Below are 21,820 nucleotides of genomic sequence, written 5' to 3'. Positions count from 1 at the left end.
CTAGTCACCAATTTTAGATAGTCACTTTTATTTAAAAATGTTTCACAATATTTCTTTAAAATCATTTATTTGATTAAAAATATTTAATTTTTCATATTTTCAATAAAAAGATTTAAATCATTTTTCCCTTAGCTTAACCCTCACAAAGCCTTTTAAACATTTTTTAAGCACTATTTACTACTAAATAGGAGTTATAATCATGAGAGAAAGAATACTTGTCACTTCCGCTCTTCCCTATGCAAATGGCCCCCTCCATGTAGGCCATATAGCAGGGGCTTACCTTCCAGCAGATACCTATGTCAGGTACAATAGGCTAGCTGGCGCGGATATAGTTTATGTAGGTGGGACAGACGAACATGGAACGGCAATAGAGATAAAGGCCCTAAAGGATGGCGTCACGCCAAAGGAGCTTGTTGACTTTTACTATGAGGATATGAAGACAGATTTTAAAAATCTCGGCATATCCTATGATAACTTTTCAAGGACTTCGCTACCCATTCACCACAAGACCTCTCAAGACTTTTTCTTGAAGATCTTAAAGAACGGCCATATTGAGAGGAAGACCGTCGTCCAGGCATTCTGCCCCAAGTGCAACATGTTCTTGGCGGACAGATACGTCGAGGGGACATGCCCGACATGCGGCGCCCCGGATCAAAAGGGCAATCAGTGCGAGGTCTGCGGAAAGGTCTTAGAGCCAATTGAGCTTGTAGACCCAAAGTGCATAACATGCGGCACAACGCCTGAAGTAAAGGAAACATTCCAGTGGTTTATCAGGCTAAGCGACTTTCAGGATGAATTAGAAGTCTGGATGAAGTCAAACAAGCACTGGAGGCCTAACGTAGTAAACTTCTGCCTGAACTGGATCAAGGAAGGGTTACAAGATAGGGCAATCACAAGAGATTTGCAGTGGGGTATCAAGGTCCCGCTAGAAGAAGGAAAAGACAAAGTATTGTATGTCTGGTTTGAAGCGGTCATAGGTTACGTCTCATCCACAAAGGAGTGGGCAGAGCGAATGGGAAAACCAGACGCATGGAAGGATTACTGGCTGGACGGAAAGATCGTCCACTTCATAGGTAAGGATAACATACCTTTCCATGCTATCATGTGGCCGGCGTTCCTCTTAGGGTATGGCGAATATGAAGGGAGAAAATGGAAGCTCCCATACGACGTCCCGGCAAATGAGTACCTCAACATAGGCGGAAAGAAGACATCGACATCAAGGAACTGGGCGATATGGCTTGGAGAATTCCTGAAGGATTTCCCGCCTGACTATCTTAGGTATTATCTAACAACAGTAGCCCCAGAATCAAGGGACTCAGACTTCCTCTGGGAGGATTTCCAGAAGAGGATAAATGACGAGCTAAATGACATCATAGGCAACTTTGTCCACAGGTCCATCACATTTGCTTTCAATAACTTTGACGGTAAGATTCCTTCTCTTGATAAATCACTCCTTGATGATGACGATAAGGAAGCCATAAAGAACATGGAAGAGATCGGTACAAAGGTCTCTGACCTCATAAAGGTATTCAAGATGAAGGATGCATTGAAGGAGGTCGTCTCATTTGCAAAGAGCTGCAACAGGTACTTTGATAAGAAGGAGCCATGGAAGCTAGTTAAGACCGATAAGCAAAGGGCAGCAAACACAATCTACATATCTCTAGAGCTAGCAAAGACGCTCTCAATGGTACTAAATCCATTTTTGCCGTTCTCAACAGAGAAGATGCTGAGTGAGATTGGAATAGCTAAGTTTTCCTGGGACGATAGTGCAAAACTTCTTTTAGAGCAGGGAAAGCCTTTAGAAAAACCAGAGCCGATATTCTCCAAGGTCCCTGATGAGGAGATAAAGAGGCAGATAGAAAAGCTTGATAATCCGCCCCCAATGAAAAAGACCCTAGTAAAGAAGGAGGAAAAGCCCATGATACCATTTGATGAGTTTGCAAAACTTGATATAAGGACTGGGAAGATCATCTCAGTTGAAGACCACCCGAAGGCTGACAAGCTATATGTCATGAAGATTGATGTCGGCGAAGAGAGAACTATAGTTGCAGGCATAAAGAGCTACTATAAGAAGGAAGAATTAGTCGGAAAGAAGATAGTGGCAATATGCAATCTTGAACCAGCAACAATCCGTGGCGTAAAGAGTGAAGCTATGCTTTTGGCTGCTGACGACGGAAAGCTTGTATCATTACTTGAAGCAGACAAGGAAATCAAGACCGGTGCAAAGATAAGATAAATTTATTTTTTATCTCTTTTTCTATTATCACAATAATTAAAACATTATAATAAATTATTTGTCTTATCCTGCAATTATTTCCTTTTCCTTTCATTAAAAAATCTCCCCTATTTTAGGTAGTATCTGGCAAATTACTGCCAGATTCTAGCTTTCTGTAAAATGCCATTTCTGGAGTCTCAAGCACGTCAAGATTTAAGCTCATGTGTGGCCGTTTCTTGTTGTAGAAGTTCATGAACTCTTCTATCGACTTGAAGTATTTTAGCTTCTGCTCAAGCGTTCCAAGAATCTTTCAATCTTCCCGTTTGTCTGGGGATGGCTGACACCGGAAAGTATATGCTCTATCCCTAGCTCCTTTAGGGCTATCTGAAACTTGCACTCTCCTTGAGCTTTGCCATACCCCAATAACATTTCCTCACGGGAAATGATTTTGGGATAAGACATTAATAAAGAAAACCGTAAAACTTAAATAGTCTTAAAATCTTGTTTTGATAACAATAATGGTGATTTTCATGAAGAAAAAAATAACAGCTGTTTTATTAGTTACTATATTTTTAACGTCTTTTGGAGCAGTTTTTGCCGCGGATGGGGACCTTAAATGGGATTACTATATAGGAAATTATGTTTATTCATCCCCAGCAATCGGTGCAGATGGCACAATATATGTTGGGGGGTATGATTTTTCCCTCTATGCATTCTCCCCAAGTGGAGGGGCCCCAAAATGGACATATGAAACTGGGAGTTATATCACAGGCTCACCATCAATAGCTCCTGATGGAACAATATACATTGGGAGCCAGGATGATTATCTTTATGCAATAAATCCAGACGGATCTCTAAAGTGGTCATATGAAACAGGATCAAATGTTTGCTCATCTCCCGCAATCGGTGCAGATGGCACAATATATTTTATAAGCCATGACGGCTACCTTTATGCGCTGACTGCAGGCGGATCATTTAAATGGAATTATGACATAGGTAGCACTAGCTATGCTCAGTCATCACCAGCAATAGGTGCAGACGGCACAATCTATGTTGGAAGCCAAGACGGCAACCTTTACGCAATAACACCAAGCGGGTCATTGAAATGGACTTATGACATCAATACGTATTATGCTCGCTCATCCCCTGCTGTTGCAGCAGACGGCACTATATACATAGGAAGTTATGATGATTATCTTTATGCAATAAATCCAAATGGTTCTCTAAAGTGGAGATATGAGACCGGTGGAGGCATTAATCGATCATCACCAGCAATCGGTGCAGATGGCACAGTATATATTGGGAGCTCCGATAAATACCTCTATGCAATAAATCCAAACGGTTCTCTAAAGTGGAGATTTGAAACAGGTAGCAGTGTTCCATCATCCGCTGCAATCGGTGCAGACGGCACAATATATTTTGTGAGCCAGGATGATTATCTTTACGCGATAAGCCCGACAGGTAGTGGAGATCGTACTGACTACAAGTGGAGGTATGATGTCGGTGGTGGTAGGTCATCTCCTGCAATAGCTCCTGACGGCACAATCTATGTTGGAGGCGAAGACGACTATAAACTCTACGCTATTCAGAGCAGTTCAAGTTGGACATATGCGTCTTATCAACAATCAATGAAGGCATATGCAAACTCAAACTGGCCAAAGTTCGGACAGAACAATTTCAATACTCATAGAGCAATACCCTTTGTTCCCAAATCTCTTCCAATGGACAGGATAATGAAGATTCTAGAAAAGAACGAAAATAATAAATAGATATTTTTAATTTATAATAATTTTACCATTATTTTTTAATAGATTTTTTTATAGTTAGCTTTAAATATATTAATTTCTTTCCATTTTTAACAATATAATGGTGTTTATTATGAATAAAATAAAATCTATAATAATAATGTCAATACTTTTTGCAAGTATTTTTATGATATTAAGCCCGGTCTCTGCGGCAACGTATCATGTCTACCAAGGGGACGACATTGAGGTAATAATTGAAGCTGCATCTGCAGGGGACACGATTTACGTTCACGCAGGAATTTATTCCACAAATGGCACAATTACCGTAAATGCAGATAATATTTCAATAATAGGCGATAGCCCTTTTAATACCATAATTGATGCAACATCTTCTGGTGGGGACGGCTTCTGCTCCTTGAAAAAATATATAACTATAAAAAATATCACTGTAAGAAATGCGCCGGGATATGGAATTCTTATGGATCAAGAAAATGTTGGTGGAAATTGGGTGGGGGGAGAGTATGCAACTATTGAGAATTGTATCACTCACAGCAATGGTTTTACAGATGGAGCAAACGGTATTCTTGTTACCGATTATGCCACAGTTAAAAATTGCCTTTCATATAATAACGGATCTGATGGGATTGGAGATAATAGCCACAGTACATTCATCAACTGCACCTCTGTTGGGAATGTGTACGATGGATTCTATAGTGACGATGGCGGAACTAAAGTGATAAACTGCATAGCAGTTGGAAATGGTGACAATGGATTTGACATAGAGGATGAATATGACCCATCAGAAGTAATATATTGTAACGCATGGAATAATCCTTGGGGCAATTATGACGAAACACCTGCCGGAACTGGCTCTATTTCAGTTGACCCAAAGTTTGTCGATGGAATAGACACTTTCTACCTTTCACCAAATAGCCCATGCGTAGATAAAGGCTCTACCTCATCAGCGGCACTTGGGCTGTACCAAGGATTTACAACAAGAACAGATGGAATCTGGGACAAAGGCACAGTAGACATGGGATTCCACTACGCATCTAGTAGAGGCCCACCATCAAGCCTACCAGTGGATAAGATTCTTAAGATCCTAAAAGAAAATCAAGAATAAATTTTTATTAATTTTTCTCTATTTTAATTATTTTTTTCTCCACTAGCCTTATAAGGCCGTAAAAATCTGTCATCTGTAAATATAGATTACCAATTGAGGAGTTTTTATGGCCAAATCAAGAACCGAAGTACTTAAAGAACTTCTAAAAGAATTTAAATCAACATCCGCAGATGTTCAAGCATCTGCTGTGGTATCGACTGATGGTTTAATTATTGCAAGTGAATTACCACAAGACGTCGAAGAGGACAGAGTAGCTGCAATGTCAGCAGCAATGCTCTCATTAGGAGAAAGAACATCAAAAGAGCTCATGAAGGGGTCTCTTGAGCAGGTCTTTGTTAAAGGTCAGGACGGATACATTCTCTTAATGGGCGCTGGGGAAGATGCAGTTCTCACAGCACTTGCAAAAAAGGATGCAAAACTGGGCCTAGTTTTTCTAGATATGAAAAGGACGGCCGACAAAATTTCAGGAGTGATATAAATGGTTGAGTTTAAGGCAGCAAAAGTTCCCCCAGAGATGGTACCCATATTTCTTAAATCAGAAAACACAATTAACGAATTCTTCAAAAAGGTTGTTCATCAGCCTGAAAAGGGGAGAATTGATATTGATGGCGATAGATATATGTGGGTTCGTGCAACATCGCTTGCAGTTTCTTTTAGGCACACTTTAGAGGAAGTTTACGGGGACAAGGGAGCAGACCAGATCATGTATAAATTTGGCAAGGCCGTAGGTCTCCAAGAAGCCAAAGAGTTTCACAAGAAATTTGGGATAAAAGATCCTTTAGAAAAGCTGTCTGCGGGACCAGTATACTTCTCATATAGCGGCTGGGCGTTTGTGGACATTCTGCCGGCGTCTGCACCTTCACCTGACGAGAATTATCTGTTAGTGTATCACCATCCTGGATCTTTTGAAGCTGAACCCTTCTTGAAAAGAGGAGAGAAGTCAAATCGTAATATCTGCCACATAAATGCCGGGTACTCTGCAGGCTGGTGTGAAGAATCCTTTGGCATACCGCTTGAGGCAAGGGAAATAACATGCAAAGCAAAAGGGGACGACAAATGTACATTCATCATGTGCCACAGAAGCACTATTCTAAAGAGATTGGAGATAATGCAAGACCTTCTCTCAAAAGGGAAAAAAGTTGAGGAACTCGCACCAGGAGATCTTGCAATATAAAATCTTTTTTATAATTTTTTCTATTTTTATAATAAATTAGTTCTTGCAGTTAAATTTATATATTAATAATTAATATTTTTTTATATCTAATGGAGTTATTATTATGAAAAAACTATATGCAATTGTTATATCCTTACTCTTTGTAGGGAGTTTTTTTGGGGTAGCATCAATTCTTGGGGCGCAGTATACGAGCTTTGGAGCAAATCCATACAGAGTCTATGATGCAAACTACAATTGGATTGAGATAAAGGATACGGGAACAGAAGTTGTGTGGGCGAATGCCGGCGATAATCCACTAGACGATGATTATGTAAAGATTGACATCGGTTTTGATTTTCCCTTCTATGGGGAGACTTACAATCAGCTTTACCTCTCAACAAACGGCCACATAGATTTCTCTTCAGGAGTAGGAAATTATGCAAGTTACAACTATTATGGTTATAAAATACCTACTGAAAGTTACTCAATCGGAACAAACTATTGGGGTGAAAATCCACTCATTGCCTTCCTATTTTATGATATGAGTTTTAAAGAGAGGGGCAATGCATACTACCAGAACTTTGGAGATTATCTTGTTATTGAATTTGATGCAGCGGGTATGTATTACGGTGAGGGTACAAACGAGGGGGCCCAAACAGTACAGGTAATACTCTACAAGAACGGTAATATCAAGATGCAGTACAAGAACATAACTAATATAATTGACGATCATGAACATCCCCCAGTTATCGGGCTTGATCTTGATGACGTCACAGGCGTTTCATACGATGGGCCAATAAGAAATGGACTTGCACTTTGGTTTACTACAGGCGCAGACCCAGATCCAAAGTCTTTGCCCATAGCACAGATACTAAAGATTCTCAAAGAGAATCAAGAAAACTAATACTATATTTTTTTCTTTTCTTATTATTAACTTTCAACCTTACAGATAAAAACTATATTTTTAGCATTGATTACCAATAATAACCAATAATTTTATATATCATTGCTTGACTATTTTATGGTAGCACTAGGTGAAACAATATGAGAAAACTAATCTCTATTTTAGTAGCGATAATGTTTGTTGCCTCTCTAGGATTGGCATCTGCTGGAGATGGCGATATTATCTGGTCTAAAATCTATCCTTCCAGTAATTATTACTCTTACGGTGTCGCAACTGATTCGCAGAACAATGTCATAGTCTCTGGATACTCTGGCGCTAACTATTTGATAATAAAGTACGATTCAAGTGGCAATCTAGCGTGGCCAACAGCCGTAATAGGTCCATCTGGAAAGCCCCGCGACGTTACAACAGATTCCCAAAACAATATCATAGTAACAGGAGATAGTGGGACTGTAAAATATGGTCCAAATGGAACCTATATCTGGGATGAGCCATATTCAGGTACCGCTTATGCAGTTACAACAGACTCACAAAACAATGTCATAGTGGCTGGGAACTCTGGTATAATAAAGTATGATTCAAATGGCAATCTTCTCCGCCAGGTGGATTATCTTGGAACAGTATATGGCGTTGCAGTTGACTCGCATAGCAATATTGTCGTTACAGGAGTTTCTGCAAGTGACTTCTATACTGTAAAGTATGATTCAAGTGGCAATATAATCTGGGAAAAGATCTTTGACAGTGGTGACTCAGACTACTCTCCCGGTGTTGCGATAGACTCCCTTAACAATGTGATTATATCGGGTTATGCAGATGATCATGTAAACAGTTATTCATCAGTCACAGTGAAGTACAGCTCTAGCGGTGCAGAGCTTTGGGATATAATTGATAACACAGGCGGCAGATGGAGCTATAAAGTCGCAGTTGATTCATACAACAATATTTTCATAACTGGAGGGGAATACGACTCTTATAGATACTACCAGTACTTGACCGTCAAATATGATCCAAACGGCAAAAAGGTCTGGGAAAGAAAATATGACTTCTCAAATGATTATGACGACTCCTATGATATCGCTATAGACTCACAAAACAACATTATCGTCACAGGATACGTATGGAACATCTCACAATATGACTACTTTACAATTAAGTACCAGGGCACACCACCAAGAAGCAAGTCACTTCCAATAGCACAGATACTTAAGATACTTGGATTGAATCTAAAAGAAAAGTAACTCTTTCTTTATTTATTTTCTCTTATTACAACTTTCAATCGTAGACATCTTCCCGGTGTCTAAACCTCAGAAAAAAATCTTGTCATCAATAAGCGCATATACTAATCTATATGGAGGGACGTAGACAGACCTCTCGCCTTTTAGATTGTATCGCAGGGGCTTTTCAATATCGGGATTTTTAAGTATTTTCTTAACTTGTTTAATAAGTCGTTCCTTTAAAGCCTTGTCGCGGATCTTTTTGACATCCTGCTCAAATTCCTTAGAATATACTACCCTTACCATTTCTTCATTTCCTTTAGGAGTTCGCTTCCTTCCATCTCTGTGTAATCGCCCCTATCTATACTGTCCCAGGATTCCTTTATTCTTTTTAGGAGTACCTTCTCTTCTTCAGTAATCTTGGGGTCAATCTTTTTCAAGATGATGAAGTTCTCTTCAGAAACTGCGGCTAGAAGATCGCCCTCTTTGATATCTAGATTATCCCTGATATCTTTTGGGATGACAATCTGCCCTTTAGAGCTTACACGTGTGAACTCTTCCTTGGAGTTTACGGTAGTTGTAGCCATAAAGTAAGATTATCTTACTTCTTTATATATTTTATGGTATAGTATAATAAAATAAATATCTTCTTTTCTCCACTAACTTTTTAAGACAATAAACATCTTTTTAGACATGGCAGACAAAATTGGAGAAAAGATTGTTATTACTGTATTATCAGCCGATAGGCCCGGTATCGTGGCAGGTGTTACAAGGGTGCTAGCTGACTTAAATGTCAATATACTAGAGCTCAGCCAGACCGTTCTTGACGGCGTATTCTCAATGATTGCCATAGCCGATATATCCACATCAGGCTATGACTTTAAGAAGATAAAGAAGGACCTAGAGGACGAAGGGGCCAAACTTAACATTAATCTTCTAATTCAAAGGAAAGAGATATTTGACAGGATGCACAGGGTTTGAGGCCTATGGTAACATCTGATGAGATTCTTGAGACCATAAAGATGGTAAAGGTTGAGCAGCTTGACATAAGGACTGTTACGCTCGGCATCAATTTATTGGATTGTGCTAAAAATGATGTAGGCCACACATGCGAGCGGATAGCTGAAAAGCTAGAGGACAAAGCCGGGGATTTCGTCGAGATCGTAAACAGCGTTCAGGAAGATTTTGGAATCCCGATAGTGAACAAAAGGATAGCTGTGACTCCAATTTCTTTAATAATAAATGCTCTTGGAATGCCTTCAAAAAAGGCGGCAGTAAAGATAGCCACAACTCTTGATGAGGCAGCTGAAGACCTAGGTATCAATTTTATTGGGGGCTATACAGCTCTTGTTCATAGGGCAGCATCACTAGGGGACAACATCCTTATTGAATCAATACCAGAGGCAATGGACGCTACAGAGAGGCTCTGCTCTTCAGTAGTTGTCGCATCAACTCGTGATGGAATAAACATGGACGAGATCCTTAGGATGGGCCGGATAATCAAAAAGACCTCTGAGGTATCTGATACTGGATGCGCAAGGCTAGTAGTTCTAGCAAACGCACCAGAAGATATACCTTTCATGCCAGGTGCTTATCACGGCATTGGAAACTCTGACGCATCAATTAATGTAGGTATCAGCGGGCCAGGGGTAGTAAGGGCTGCAGTAGAAAAGACCGATGGGAACTTCATGGAGCTATGCGACACCATAAAGCGAGTCTCTTTCAAAATTGTCAGAGCCGGGGAATTGATTGGGGAAGAGGTCGCTAAAAGAATGAAGGTTGACTTTGGCTCAATCGATCTGTCTCTAGCACCAACTCCTGCGGTAGGGGATAGCGTTGCAAAGATCATTGAGGACATGGGCATAGAGCACTGCGGCGGTCCTGGATCCACTTGCGCATTAGCACTTCTAACTGACGCTGTAAAGAAAGGAGGCATCATGGCAAGCTCTAGAATCGGAGGATACAGCGGCGCGTTCATACCTGTATCAGAAGACCGAGGCATGATTGAAGTTGCAAAAGAGGGCTACATCAATATTGAAAAGCTTGAAGCTATGACATCAGTATGCTCTGTAGGGCTAGATATGGTCCCAATACCAGGCGACACTCCAGAAGAGATCATTGCAGGGATTATCGCAGATGAGATTGCCATAGGCGTATACAACAACAAGACTGTTGGTGTCAGGCTTGTTCCAATCAAAGGAAAGAAGGAAGGGGACTATGTCCACTTTGGAGGCCTGTTAGGCGAAGGGTCAGTAATGCCTGTAAAGAAGGTTGACTGCTCTAGATTCGTAAAACGTGGCGGCAGGATTCCGGCATCTGTTACAAGCTTTAGGAACTAAATTATTTTTTATTTAAAATACTCATTAGCAATGAGTAGATTTATATATAAGTACTCATTATTAATGAGTATGACTACCAAAGAGATATTGAGACAGGTAGTGATAAATCAAAAAAAGGAACTAAACATCCAGAAAGAAACAGTAAGAAGAGAGATATTAGATAAAATATTAGGTTTCTTCGAAGATGAAAGGATAATTATCCTAACGGGTGTCAGAAGGTGTGGCAAATCTACCCTGTTAAAACAATTAATGCAGAATAAATCGGGATGGTGTTATATAAACTTTGAAGACGAAAGATTACTTGACTTTAACGCTAAAGAATTCGAAACTCTAAACGAAGTCCTAATCGAATCATACGGACCCTCAAAAATCTACTTCTTCGACGAGATCCAAAACGTTGAGAAATTTGAAACTTTTGTTAGAAGATTACAGGACCAAGGCAAAAAAATAATAATCACCGGATCAAATGCGTCTCTTCTTAGCAAAGAGTTTGGTACAAGGCTTACAGGGAGATACAAGGTGTTTGAGGTATACCCCTTCTCATTTGTGGAGTTCCTCTCATTCAAAAATATAATCTTCAACAAGGATGATTTTTACATATCTGAAAAAAGGATTAATCTTCAAAAACTCTTTGAAGAATACCTTAACTCCGGGGGATTTCCAGAGTATCTAAAAAATCAAGATTCGGATTACTTAAAAACAGTGTATGAGAACATACTGTATAAGGATATAATAGTTAGGTATTCTATAAAGAAAGAGAAGCTATTGAAGGAGCTCGTTAATATACTTGCAACTAACGCCACATGTAAGTTCACATACAACTCTCTTAAAAAAACACTTAACCTTGGGAATGCCATAACTGTGAAAGAGTATATTTCCTATCTTGGGAACTCCTACATCTTCTTCGAAGTGCTAAAATTCTCCCATTCATTGAGACAGCAGCTTAACTCTCCAAGGAAGATATACCTTGTCGACCAAGCGTTCAACAAGATATGTGGCTTAACATTTACGCCAAACAAAGGTAGAAACTTAGAGAATCTGGTGTATATCGAGCTAAAGAGGGAAAATAAAGATATCTATTACTACTCAAACAAGAACGAATGTGACTTCCTAGTCAAAAAGGGCAACAAAATAACAGATGCTATACAGGTCAGTTTTGCACTCGATGAAACTAATATGGAACGGGAGATAAATGGATTGATTGAAGTTATGGACGCCTTAAAGATTAGAGAAGGACTAATCATAACTTTTGAACAGACAGATGAAATTCAAATAGAAGATAAAAAAATTAGAGTTATACCTGCTTATAGGTGGGTTATTGAAAAAAGTAATATGTCAAACCTCTAAAAAATCAAAAGGTAATAATATCAGCTACAAGCTTTAGGAACTAAATTATTTCTTATTCTAACTAGCCGTAACAGTTATATAATCTCATGATTTTTTTTATAATGGCGACTATAATGAAAAAACTTACTTCATTTTTAATATCTGGAATTTTATTAATATCTATTTTAATTATGGTAAATCCAGTTTCAGCAGACGTATACCATGTATACGAAAGCGATGGATGGCAGGTCCTTCATGACACAATCCAAGGCGCACCCCCCGGGTCAACAATTTACGTTCATGCAGGGACTTATTATATTAAAGACGGAATTGAATTTTCAGCAAGTAATCTTACAATAATCGGGGACAGTCCTTTCAATACTATAATTGATGCCACAAATGCCGGCGTCGGCAATGCGATATCTAGCACTAGCTCCTATACTACAATGAAAAATATAACTATTAGGAATGCTTCAGGTGCCGGATTCTACCTTGATGGCAACTATGTGTATATTGAGAACTGTATCTCCCATAGCAACGCTTTTGATGGATTTGTTACAGACGATTATGGAACGCTCAAGAACTGTCTAGCATATGACAATACAGATGGATTTGACGATAATAGCCACTGCACATACATAAATTGCACAGCTGCAAATAATAGTAGCGATGGATTCTATGATGACTATGGAGGAACCAAAGTGATAAACTGCATCGCTGTCGGAAACGGCGATGAAGGATTTGACATAGAGGATGATGGCGACCCATCAGAAATAACATATTCAAATGCGTGGGGCAATACCGGAGGAGATTACGATGAGCAGGGGCCTGGCATAGGCTCAATTTCAGTTGATCCAAAGTTTGCTACAGGAAGACTTGGTGAGTATTACCTTTCAATTGCTAGTCCATCTGTTGATTCTGGCTCAGACGAGTCAGCTGCCCTTGGGCTATACAATGGATTTACAACAAGGACAGATGAGAAATGGGACAAAGGCACAGTAGATATGGGATTCCACTACGCATCTAGTAGAGACCCGACAGGGTCAATACCTATAATGAAGATATTAGAGATCCTAAATAAAAACAAAAATTAATTTTTTTATTCTTTTGTAAAAATTAAATGCAAATGTTTATATTAACTAATCCTAATTTTAATCGTGATTTAATGAAGAAATTATTTGCATTGTTAATTTCCATTATTTTCCTTCTATCTAGTATTGCATCAGTTATGGCAACTACATGCAACAAACCTTCGATAACAAGGGTAGAAGTAGGTGACACTTTTACAATACAGTCACCAATTATACTTTGTGAATCGGGGGAGGGGTACCTAGAACTTATAAGCAATGTCAATGGGGAATATACTTTCAGAGCGTTAAAACCCGGAAAAGTAAATTTTTGTTGTGGGCTCGGGTGTTGTGTTACAAAGGGTAACGCTACTACAGTTACAATAGTTCCAAAAGAGTACCCAATGCAACAGTTTATGAAAATCTTAAGACTTGGCAAGGAAAAATAAATCATTTTTTATTTCTTTTATTTAAAATTTAAATTTCATCTTTATCGAACAATGATTACCAAAATATTTATATATCAACGAATAAAAACATTAACAAATAATAACCGTGATCATTATGAAAAAGCAAATAGTATTGATATTATCTGGCCTTATATTAATTTCATTATTTTCTGGATGCTTAGAAGAGTCTATAGTAGAGATATATAACGATCATCTAGAAGGATGTAAATGGGAATATGTTATTTATGAACCCTATTTTGATGAAGAATGTTATTCCGATTGCTCCCAAGAATTACAATTTATACAACAACAGGGTTGTCAGGCTTACTGTCGAGATGAGAATAATGGATACCAAGACTGCCTCACTCAATGTCGTGTGCTTGAAAACTCACTCCACATAGTATCAAATTCTGAAGATATTTGCCAAGAAGAATGCATGATAGCTTCACCTAAACCGATAACTCTCGGACAATCAATTCCCGTTCCAAGGTGCAGCACAAATGGCCTTGCACCAATAATCTTTTCTGGGCCTGTAGGATGCATAGACGTAAGGAATTGTCCTGCAGAGGGTGATTGTACCCCTAAGATTTCTTTTGATTGCACACTCCCAAACAATTATAATTGCCAAATTGTGCATGAACAGTATTCCCTTAAAGTATATTATTCCGGTTCAGGAACAATATATGTCAACGGAGTTCCATTTCAAGCTAATGGTATATTATTTGGAAAATATATTGAGATATACTTCTACGACCAAGAAAACGGACAATACATGAATTCTATAAAAGGAATACCGTCAAGCATAACTATAACTGCAGATGAGGGTTTTGATCCAAATGAATTTGGGATAACTTTAGAAAGGCAATGTTGCTATGAGTGCAGACAAAAATCTATCCCTGCAGCGATACTTTATCCAAACGTCGACATAGAGAACTTCCAGATAGTTGGCGGAGATACAATTATTCAAGACGGAAAGACTATATCAAGCTTCAACATATCGCCCGGAACTCAACAGACGAAGATCCAGATTGAAAACAGAGGGTTCTTTACACAGAATGATGTAAGGGTAAGATTTGACGGATTACCGGAGGGCATAATTGTCGGCATCGAACCAGGCTTACAGAAGATCAAAGCACATAACATAGGGTCTTATGATGCAACTTTCACAGTAGGGCCAAACGTTTCTTCAGGTAGATATCCAGTTGTCATGACGGCATTTTCACTGAACGGAACATTTGACAGGATTGTCGTTGAGATTGTTGTTCCATAAATTAATTTTTTTTCTTCTTTCTATCTTTTCTAAATTGATACCAAATATTTAAAAACACATAGATATAAATCAAGTTAATTAAAAGTGATAATTATGAAAAAAAATATTCACAATTTTGATAGGATTGTTACTATTCGGGAGCATGATTGGAGTAGCTTCTGTAACTGCAACTGAATTACCAGATGCAACATATATTTATCCAAATAAGATATATTATGCTATTGGAGAAGATGTCATTGTCACAAGTAATGGTAGCTATGATGCTTTGGAAACTCCAAATGGGGTGCTATCTTATGTGGATGACAAGTGGGATGGCCAAAAATTAGTCATGACTTGGAAAGCTGAGAAATCTGGAACGGTAAAATTTTATAATAAAAATACTTCTGTGCTTATTAAAGTTGCAATAGACAAGCCAACTCCAATGTTTTCATTCATGAAGATACTCGGTTTCGGTAAGAAAAATAAATCTTTTTTATTCTCTTTAATAAATATTCTTTATTTCAACTTTTTTTTAGGTATTATGCCCCTTATAATTTTAATATTCTAAAATATGATTTATTATAACTTAAAAAACTAAAATAAACTAATATAAACAATTAAAAAACAAAATAAACTTTAATGAACGATTAAAAACTATTATGAACTATTTTTAAACTCTAAATTTAAAATAAAGGCACAGAAAGCTTTAAATAGGTTAAAGAAACATTATTTTTCGTATGAAAAACACACATAGGCATATGGCATTATTAATAGGCATTGGACTCCTATTAAGCGTTATAGCTCCTGCAATGGCCGAAAGCACTATTGAAGATATAGCTAACGTTGCCTTTGAAGAGGCAGTAGAAATCGAAGAAGTTACTTCTGAAACATCGGTAATTGATGAGAAGTTCACAGAAAAGTCAAATGCATTTTACGAGATCATAGAAGAAATATTTGTTCTCTATGGGGTCGCACCTGAAACTGAGGAAGAAACAACGCCCGAAGAGCCTTTAGGAGAAGAAACTGGCGAAGAATCAACAACTGAAGAAGCTCCAGAAGAAGGCGTATACACACTTGGCGAATTCGAATTCTACTTTGAAGAAAAGGAAGATGGATATTACTTTACCGATATTGACGGCAACTCTTATTATATAGACAGCTTTAATCTACCTCAATCTGTTTACTCTCACTTAAGCCAGTTTTCTTCAACACTTGACAAAATCTCTTTAGCCATTGAAGAAGGAAAAACAGGCAGAGCATTTGGTCTATTAACTTCACTTGAAGCAAGACTCAATGCTTCTGAAAGATACTTAGAAAAAGATGCCACAAGGACACAGCTAAAGGAACAGAATGAACTAAAGCTCCAGGAAAAACTAGAGGAAAGAGAGAGAATCAAACAGATGATCCAAGACAAGAAAGATGAGGCGAAAAACAACAACTCTAACAAAAACAATGAAGACAAGGGCAACTCAAAAGGAAACTCAGGCAATGCAGGTGGAAATGGCAATGGAAACAGTGGCGGCAATGGCGGTGGCGGAGGTAAAAAATAAATAAAGGGTGACTAAATGAAAAACTCTTTATTCTTTTAATTATTTTATTTCTTTTCACTTCAGCATATGCCGCAGCACCACATAATCAAGAGTCAAACAAAGAAACAAACACATCCCCTAAAAATCTTTCAAATTCAAATAATAATGTAACTCCGACTCAGAATGCTAATCAATTGAATGTTCAAGAGCAAATTTCAAATAAAGGAAATACATCCAATATCCAAGTTCAGCAACAAACTCAAATTATTCAGAATGAAGGCAATGTCGCAGTAACCCCCGGAATATTCAGAATCAAAATCAAATTGCGCCAAACACTGAACAACAGTTCAGATCAGTTATCCAACAAATAAATCAAGAAGTAAACTCCACAATGCCAAACTTACCACAGAACCAAAAGATGGCCCAAGTTGCAGTCCAGGCAATCGAATCAACAGCCCCTATGTTTGGCAAATCAGAAGCAAACATATCAAAGGTATCAAATGAAATCAAAAATTCCTTTGAGATAACAACTAGGGCAGAAGAAAGGATACAAAGCAGAAGCGGATTTGTCAAATTCTTTGCAGGCGGGGACAACGAAGCAGCGGGACTCATAGTGCAGGAGATTGTAATAAATGAAAACAGAATCAGGGAACTAAACAGACTCATAGAAGAAAGTGATTTTGACACTCAAACAAAAGCTATCCTTCAGGAACAAGTTCAAAACATAGAACAGGAACAGTCAAGGCTTAAGCTATTAGCAGATGAAGAATTAAATAACAAGGGCATAATAGGATGGCTCTGGAAACAATCTTTTCTTTTTCATTTCATTTTAAAAATGAACTCAAATTAAATCTAAATGAAATCCAATTTTTTAATTTTAAAAATCAATAACGTTAAATAGTAAGAAGACTATATAGTAGGTGATAGCATGGCAGCAAAATTTGAGGTATATACGGACGCAAAAAAACAATTTCGATTTAGATTAAAAGCTGGAAATGGGGAAATAATTGCAACAGGCGAAGGTTACACCACAAAGAGAGCATGTCTTAACGGCATTGAAAGTGTCAAAAAGAATGCCCCAATAGCTGAAGTCGTCGAAATTGAACAGAAGTAATCATTCACTTAAATAATAGTTTTCTTTTTTACATTTTTTTATTTTTAACCATCAATAAGCTTTTAATGTAACATTGTTTCATTACTTTGTAGTGTTATTATATTACATAATCTCTATATAGAATTATACCTGTGTGCAATATATCCAAGATCGGACCACTTAATGTATTAAGGCATGATTAGGTATGGAAATAAAAAATTCAGGATTAAATGAGATATTGGAGACCCTTTCTCAATTTAATTTATCAATAAAGAAGCTAGAGGATCAAGGGGTTGATGTTTCAGCTCTAAAAAAAGAATTGAATTATATCTCTCTCAAGATAGAACAGTATAAAGACGAATGTAACGACGAAATACTTCCAAAAATTAGAAAAGAGATATCTACAGACTGCCTATTCTTAAGAAAGAAAATTATTGACTCCATAAAAACTCAGATTGAGGATATAATAAAATACGAGATCCACAAATCTTAAATCTTTTATTTATCTTTCTCATTATTCCCTCTTTGGGGCAAATTATCTAATAATTTACCATTAATTATAGGATAAACATATTTATTTTTCTTTCTATTATTTTGATAAATTTTATATTGAGTAAAACTATGCAATAAAAGAATAAGTATAGGTTTAATTAAATTTTAGTAGTTAATAAATATAGAACTAACTATTTTTTAAAAACTTTTCAATTTCAAAAAAATAGAGCCTTTGGGGGCATTATTCTAAAATGTGGTTTTGCCCCCAATATCTCTCAATTGTCGTTTTAATAATGTAAAGACCTAGGCCCAACACTTTATTTTTAGCGTAGCTAACCCCTTCGTCAAATAGTTTATCTTTTATCACGTCAGGTATTCCTAACCTGTTTCTAGATATTTTATGCTATGCTATAAGACATTGTTTTTCATATGTTCTTTAGCATAATCATAAACTTTTTTTATTCGAATGTTTTGTTTACTTTTACGTTGAACTAGCTCTTCAAAGCTGTTCTCATCCATGTGCTCTTTTATCAGTTTCATCTCACGCATGAAGATATTCAAATTATGAATTGCAAGATAAGCCTGGGGAACACTTGTAGCTCCCAAAAAATCTTCCATCCCAAGCTCCTTGCAGATAAAGCAATCGCATTCAGGGATACTCCCAGTTTTTCTCATCCTGACTCTCTTTAAAGTTTCTGGATGTATGTATTCCTTGTAAATTGATGCAACAAGGTATGTCCACGAATCCATGGTCTCAACACCCATATAACTCAAGGCATATAACATTGGAAACCCAGTGACCCCAAAAATATGGAGAGGCTTTTCTCGCTCATGAGCGTGCATTTTGGCCCTATGGATAATCTCAATAAGGGTCTTATAGTCATTTTTTCTTGGGACAAGTGATCCCATCGCATAGCCGTCAAAACCACCACGAAGCTTTGAAAAGTACCAGTCGACCTCTTCTTTAGAAAATCCGTGCACACATGAATATAGGAGCATCTCTTCTCTCTCTTTATTTTGAAGGGTTAGATTCGCACTGTCAATACTCTTCTGAAGCATCTGCATATACTCTGCCCTTTCAACATTCAGTGGCACAGGATAATCAAATGTTGCAGCAACATCTGCTTTGAGCTTTTCCTGAAATCTAAGCACATCAATAGGATCCCTCTCAATTCCTTTCTTCATTGATTGAAATCCGCCCGAATCAACAAATATCGGCTTTTTTTCTTTAAACAGCCTGTGAAACCCGTTTACGACCTTTTCCTCATATTTTGTGTTTCTCACATACTCTAAAGAGAAAAGTGTGGCCTCAGAAAGTTTCCAGGGGGGAATGACTCTCTCTTCAATAAAAACGTCCCAGACGCCATAGGTAAGTGCGCAGACAGGGAGGAGCGCAGGTGTTTTGATGTCTCCATGAGCTGTCTTAATCCTAGAAATTGCTTCCATTTAATCCGAAAAGGTTTTAATTATAGGACTTTTTATATCTTTTTAGTGAACATGATTGATATTGAGGAAAACCTGGAACTCCTTTCTGATTTAGAAGGGGTATATGTAGGTAGGAAAAAAAGCACATTTGAGAAATATAAAAGCAAAGCTGCACTCTATGTCGGAAAGGTAAATGAAACTACTAGGCAGTGGGAGAACTATTTCAACAAAAAAGTCCTTCTTGACAGCATTAGCCCGCATGCAATATTCATCTGTGGGATGAGAGGAAGCGGTAAGTCCTATACTCTTGGCGTCATTGTTGAAGAGATGGCCATGAAAAATGATGCCGTTGGTATAATGATTATCGATCCGATGGGGATCTTCTGGAGCATGAAGCAAAAAAACAAAACTGCAAGCGAGGCTGATCTGCTTGAGCGCTGGGGATTAAAGCCTACAGGCATTAAGAATGTTAAGGTCTTTATTCCAGTAGGTTACGTCCACAAGGCGCCAAAAGAGACGTGGGATGATGTCTTTAAAATCAAACCTTCAGAACTCCGAGTTGATGATTGGTGTCTTACCTTTGATATTGAGCGATTTGACACTATGGGCCTCTTAATTGAGCGAGTCATAGATAAAACAAAGTCTGGATACACAACAATTGATGAAAAGCATGTAGCCGGACTTGGCGATGAATATGACATTGAAGATTTGATAAAGACTATCGAAAACGATGAAAGCATATCTTCAAGAGGCGGAGGATTCAAGGAGAACACAAGAAGGGCGTTAAATGCAAGACTTACAGGTGCTATCCAGTGGGGGATATTTGACAAGAATGGAACAAAGCTAAATGACCTGTCAAAAAGGGGGCAAGTTTCAGTCATTGATGTCAGCTTTCTAGAGGACAATGTCCGAGCACTTGTGGTGGGGCTCCTTTCAAGGAACATCTTGAACAGTAGAAAAGTTATCGCAAGACAGGAAGCTATGGGAGACATTAATATCATTGGAAACGTGCCCGTAACGTGGCTTATGATAGATGAGGCCCACATACTTGTGCCGAGAGGAGGAAAGGCCACAGCAGCAACAGATAGCTTGATAGAGTATGTCAGACAGGGAAGGCAGCCAGGATGCTCCATAGTTCTTGCCACACAGCAGCCATCGGCAATCGATTCGAGAATATTGTCCCAGGTAGACCTTCTCATCTGCCATAAACTAGTTTACCAAGACGATATCAAGGCAGTCCTACAGAGGATGCCCTCTGAAATCCCAAATAAACTTTCTGATTTTAGATTCATAAGGTCTCTACCCATAGGGAGTGCAATAATTGGAGACAAGGAAGAGTCGACATCCAGGGCTTTTTTGCTCTCAGTAAGGCCAAGGATAAGTCAGCATGAGGGAAGGGAAAGGCAGCCCATGCTTGATATCGATCCAGAGCTAATGAAGACAAATATTAAGAATCTTATCCTTGAGAAGTATAGGCAGAAGAGACCGCTTGCCGAAATGGAGGAAGTGGTGAAGATAGTAAATCAAGAATACAAGTTCAAGTTCTCATTTGAGGAGATCATAGAAGAGCTAAGACTTGACGGTGAATTTGATGTTAAAGAGGAAATAAAACCGAAGCCTGAACCAAAGCCCGTTGTAATTGATATACCAATGATCGATGAGGAAGAAGATCTCTCGGAAGAAATTGAATTCGTCGATGAATACGAAACTGAATACGATCCGGGCAGAGAAGCTGCATTTAAGGGCATAAAAATAGCACCTGTGGTATCCAGTGAAATTGACTATGTCACAATGAAAGAGATTGCAGTTAAAAATCGGAAAAAGATAGCCCTTAAATCAGAGGAGATACAAGAAGTAGTGCCTATCTACTATCCACTTGTCATGGTGCTTTTTGATTATATGCCAAAGAAGGGCAGTTACAAGAGCATGTCATGCTTTTTTGACGGCATTACAGGTGAGCTTGTCATCTGGGAAGGAAAGATTTCCAGAACTGTAGGATTTTCTGAAATTTACAAACTTAAAAAGGACGAAAAATGGTTTTTGGATTATCTTATTGACAGAGAAAATCCAACAATCTCTGAGATAAAAAAAGATATTGGTTTCACCCCCAGAAAAACACATTCCTTAATCTCGAGTCTTGAGGCAAGAGGGCTCCTTGCGTATAAACAGGACGGCGGAAACATCAGTGTCAAGCCAAAGATTAAATTTAAATTGGTCAAGGGATTTGAGGATAAAAAACTTAAAAAACTGGATATATCCATTAAGAGTAAGGAAATATCTGGAAAAGTAATTGAATCACTTATCTCAAAAAATGACATTTCAAATGGGATGGAAACTCTTGGCAATGCCAAAATCTGGAAAACTGAAGAGGTATACCTTCCTTACTGGCTAGTTGTATACCGAAACTCAAAAGGAAGGGAGAGGCGAGAAGTCTTTGATGCGTTCAAAGGTAAAAAGGATCAGAATATCAGGGACATCATCTTAATGAGGGTATAAT

The 21,820-nt window shown here is 38.1% G+C and carries 23 protein-coding genes; 19 read left to right on the top strand and 4 right to left on the bottom strand.

What is annotated here, in order from left to right; all coding sequences use genetic code 11:
• The first annotated feature begins 199 nt into the window (after positions 1–199).
• Complete coding sequence (gene metG / locus KO464_03650) at positions 200–2,236, top strand: methionine--tRNA ligase (GenBank protein MCC7572466.1); 2,037 nt, start codon at positions 200–202, stop codon at positions 2,234–2,236.
• A gap of 258 nt (positions 2,237–2,494) precedes the next feature.
• Here the strand turns inward: metG and KO464_03645 are convergent, their stop codons facing one another.
• Positions 2,495–2,677, bottom strand: a complete 183-nt coding sequence (locus KO464_03645) for a hypothetical protein (protein ID MCC7572465.1) — start codon at positions 2,675–2,677, stop codon at positions 2,495–2,497.
• Between the two features lie 68 nt (positions 2,678–2,745).
• Here KO464_03645 and KO464_03640 point away from each other — a divergent pair, with 68 nt between their 5' ends.
• The 6 genes from KO464_03640 (at position 2,746) to KO464_03615 (ending at position 8,378) form a co-directional block, all read left to right on the top strand.
• A complete protein-coding gene (locus tag KO464_03640; GenBank protein MCC7572464.1) occupies positions 2,746–3,984 on the top strand; it encodes a PQQ-binding-like beta-propeller repeat protein in 1,239 nt (412 codons plus the stop codon).
• A gap of 109 nt (positions 3,985–4,093) precedes the next feature.
• Entirely contained in the window at positions 4,094–5,083 is a 990-nt protein-coding gene (locus KO464_03635; protein ID MCC7572463.1) for a hypothetical protein, read from the top strand.
• 106 nt (positions 5,084–5,189) lie between these two features.
• Complete coding sequence (locus KO464_03630) at positions 5,190–5,561, top strand: roadblock/LC7 domain-containing protein (protein MCC7572462.1); 372 nt, start codon at positions 5,190–5,192, stop codon at positions 5,559–5,561.
• Entirely contained in the window at positions 5,562–6,257 is a 696-nt protein-coding gene (locus KO464_03625) for a 4-vinyl reductase (protein ID MCC7572461.1), read from the top strand.
• 103 nt (positions 6,258–6,360) lie between these two features.
• Positions 6,361–7,140, top strand: coding sequence for a hypothetical protein (locus KO464_03620; GenBank protein ID MCC7572460.1), 780 nt, complete (start codon positions 6,361–6,363; stop codon positions 7,138–7,140).
• A gap of 140 nt (positions 7,141–7,280) precedes the next feature.
• Complete coding sequence (locus tag KO464_03615; protein MCC7572459.1) at positions 7,281–8,378, top strand: hypothetical protein; 1,098 nt, start codon at positions 7,281–7,283, stop codon at positions 8,376–8,378.
• A 66-nt stretch (positions 8,379–8,444) separates the two neighbouring features.
• Here the strand turns inward: KO464_03615 and KO464_03610 are convergent, their stop codons facing one another.
• Both KO464_03610 and KO464_03605 read right to left on the bottom strand, forming a co-directional pair.
• Positions 8,445–8,660, bottom strand: coding sequence for a type II toxin-antitoxin system RelE/ParE family toxin (locus KO464_03610; protein MCC7572458.1), 216 nt, complete (start codon positions 8,658–8,660; stop codon positions 8,445–8,447).
• Positions 8,654–8,941, bottom strand: a complete 288-nt coding sequence (locus KO464_03605) for an AbrB/MazE/SpoVT family DNA-binding domain-containing protein (protein ID MCC7572457.1) — start codon at positions 8,939–8,941, stop codon at positions 8,654–8,656. Before KO464_03605 ends, KO464_03610 begins: the two co-directional genes overlap by 7 nt.
• Before the next feature lie 106 nt (positions 8,942–9,047).
• Between KO464_03605 and KO464_03600 the strand changes: the two genes are divergently transcribed.
• The 11 genes from KO464_03600 (at position 9,048) to KO464_03550 (ending at position 17,899) form a co-directional block, all read left to right on the top strand.
• Positions 9,048–9,335: an ACT domain-containing protein gene (locus tag KO464_03600; GenBank protein ID MCC7572456.1), complete on the top strand. Its 288-nt coding sequence runs from the start codon at positions 9,048–9,050 to the stop codon at positions 9,333–9,335.
• Between the two features lie 5 nt (positions 9,336–9,340).
• Entirely contained in the window at positions 9,341–10,693 is a 1,353-nt protein-coding gene (locus KO464_03595; protein MCC7572455.1) for a PFL family protein, read from the top strand.
• Positions 10,694–10,762: 69 nt separating this feature from the next.
• Entirely contained in the window at positions 10,763–12,040 is a 1,278-nt protein-coding gene (locus tag KO464_03590; protein MCC7572454.1) for an ATP-binding protein, read from the top strand.
• A gap of 113 nt (positions 12,041–12,153) precedes the next feature.
• Entirely contained in the window at positions 12,154–13,113 is a 960-nt protein-coding gene (locus KO464_03585) for a hypothetical protein (GenBank protein MCC7572453.1), read from the top strand.
• Positions 13,114–13,184: 71 nt separating this feature from the next.
• Positions 13,185–13,535: a hypothetical protein gene (locus KO464_03580; protein ID MCC7572452.1), complete on the top strand. Its 351-nt coding sequence runs from the start codon at positions 13,185–13,187 to the stop codon at positions 13,533–13,535.
• A gap of 115 nt (positions 13,536–13,650) precedes the next feature.
• Positions 13,651–14,805 carry a hypothetical protein gene (locus KO464_03575; GenBank protein MCC7572451.1) on the top strand — a complete coding sequence of 385 codons (1,155 nt, stop codon included), beginning with the start codon at positions 13,651–13,653 and terminating at the stop codon, positions 14,803–14,805.
• Between the two features lie 142 nt (positions 14,806–14,947).
• Entirely contained in the window at positions 14,948–15,352 is a 405-nt protein-coding gene (locus KO464_03570; GenBank protein MCC7572450.1) for a hypothetical protein, read from the top strand.
• Positions 15,353–15,521: 169 nt separating this feature from the next.
• Positions 15,522–16,334 (top strand): hypothetical protein, encoded by an 813-nt coding sequence (locus tag KO464_03565; GenBank protein ID MCC7572449.1) that lies wholly within the window; start codon positions 15,522–15,524, stop codon positions 16,332–16,334.
• A 370-nt stretch (positions 16,335–16,704) separates the two neighbouring features.
• Positions 16,705–17,163 carry a hypothetical protein gene (locus KO464_03560; GenBank protein MCC7572448.1) on the top strand — a complete coding sequence of 153 codons (459 nt, stop codon included), beginning with the start codon at positions 16,705–16,707 and terminating at the stop codon, positions 17,161–17,163.
• A 78-nt stretch (positions 17,164–17,241) separates the two neighbouring features.
• Positions 17,242–17,427: a YegP family protein gene (locus KO464_03555; GenBank protein ID MCC7572447.1), complete on the top strand. Its 186-nt coding sequence runs from the start codon at positions 17,242–17,244 to the stop codon at positions 17,425–17,427.
• A 184-nt stretch (positions 17,428–17,611) separates the two neighbouring features.
• Positions 17,612–17,899 (top strand): hypothetical protein, encoded by a 288-nt coding sequence (locus tag KO464_03550; GenBank protein MCC7572446.1) that lies wholly within the window; start codon positions 17,612–17,614, stop codon positions 17,897–17,899.
• A gap of 407 nt (positions 17,900–18,306) precedes the next feature.
• On the opposite strand, the gene KO464_03545 is transcribed toward KO464_03550, so the two are convergent.
• Entirely contained in the window at positions 18,307–19,344 is a 1,038-nt protein-coding gene (locus tag KO464_03545; protein ID MCC7572445.1) for a tRNA-guanine transglycosylase, read from the bottom strand.
• Between the two features lie 45 nt (positions 19,345–19,389).
• On the opposite strand from KO464_03545, the gene KO464_03540 reads away from it, so the two are divergent.
• Entirely contained in the window at positions 19,390–21,819 is a 2,430-nt protein-coding gene (locus KO464_03540; GenBank protein ID MCC7572444.1) for an ATP-binding protein, read from the top strand.
• Position 21,820: the final 1 nt, after the last annotated feature.

Source organism: Methanofastidiosum sp. (genome assembly GCA_020854815.1).
In the GTDB taxonomy this organism is placed as follows: Archaea; Methanobacteriota_B; Thermococci; order Methanofastidiosales; family Methanofastidiosaceae; genus Methanofastidiosum.
This window is presented reverse-complemented; position numbering and strand designations above follow the sequence as displayed.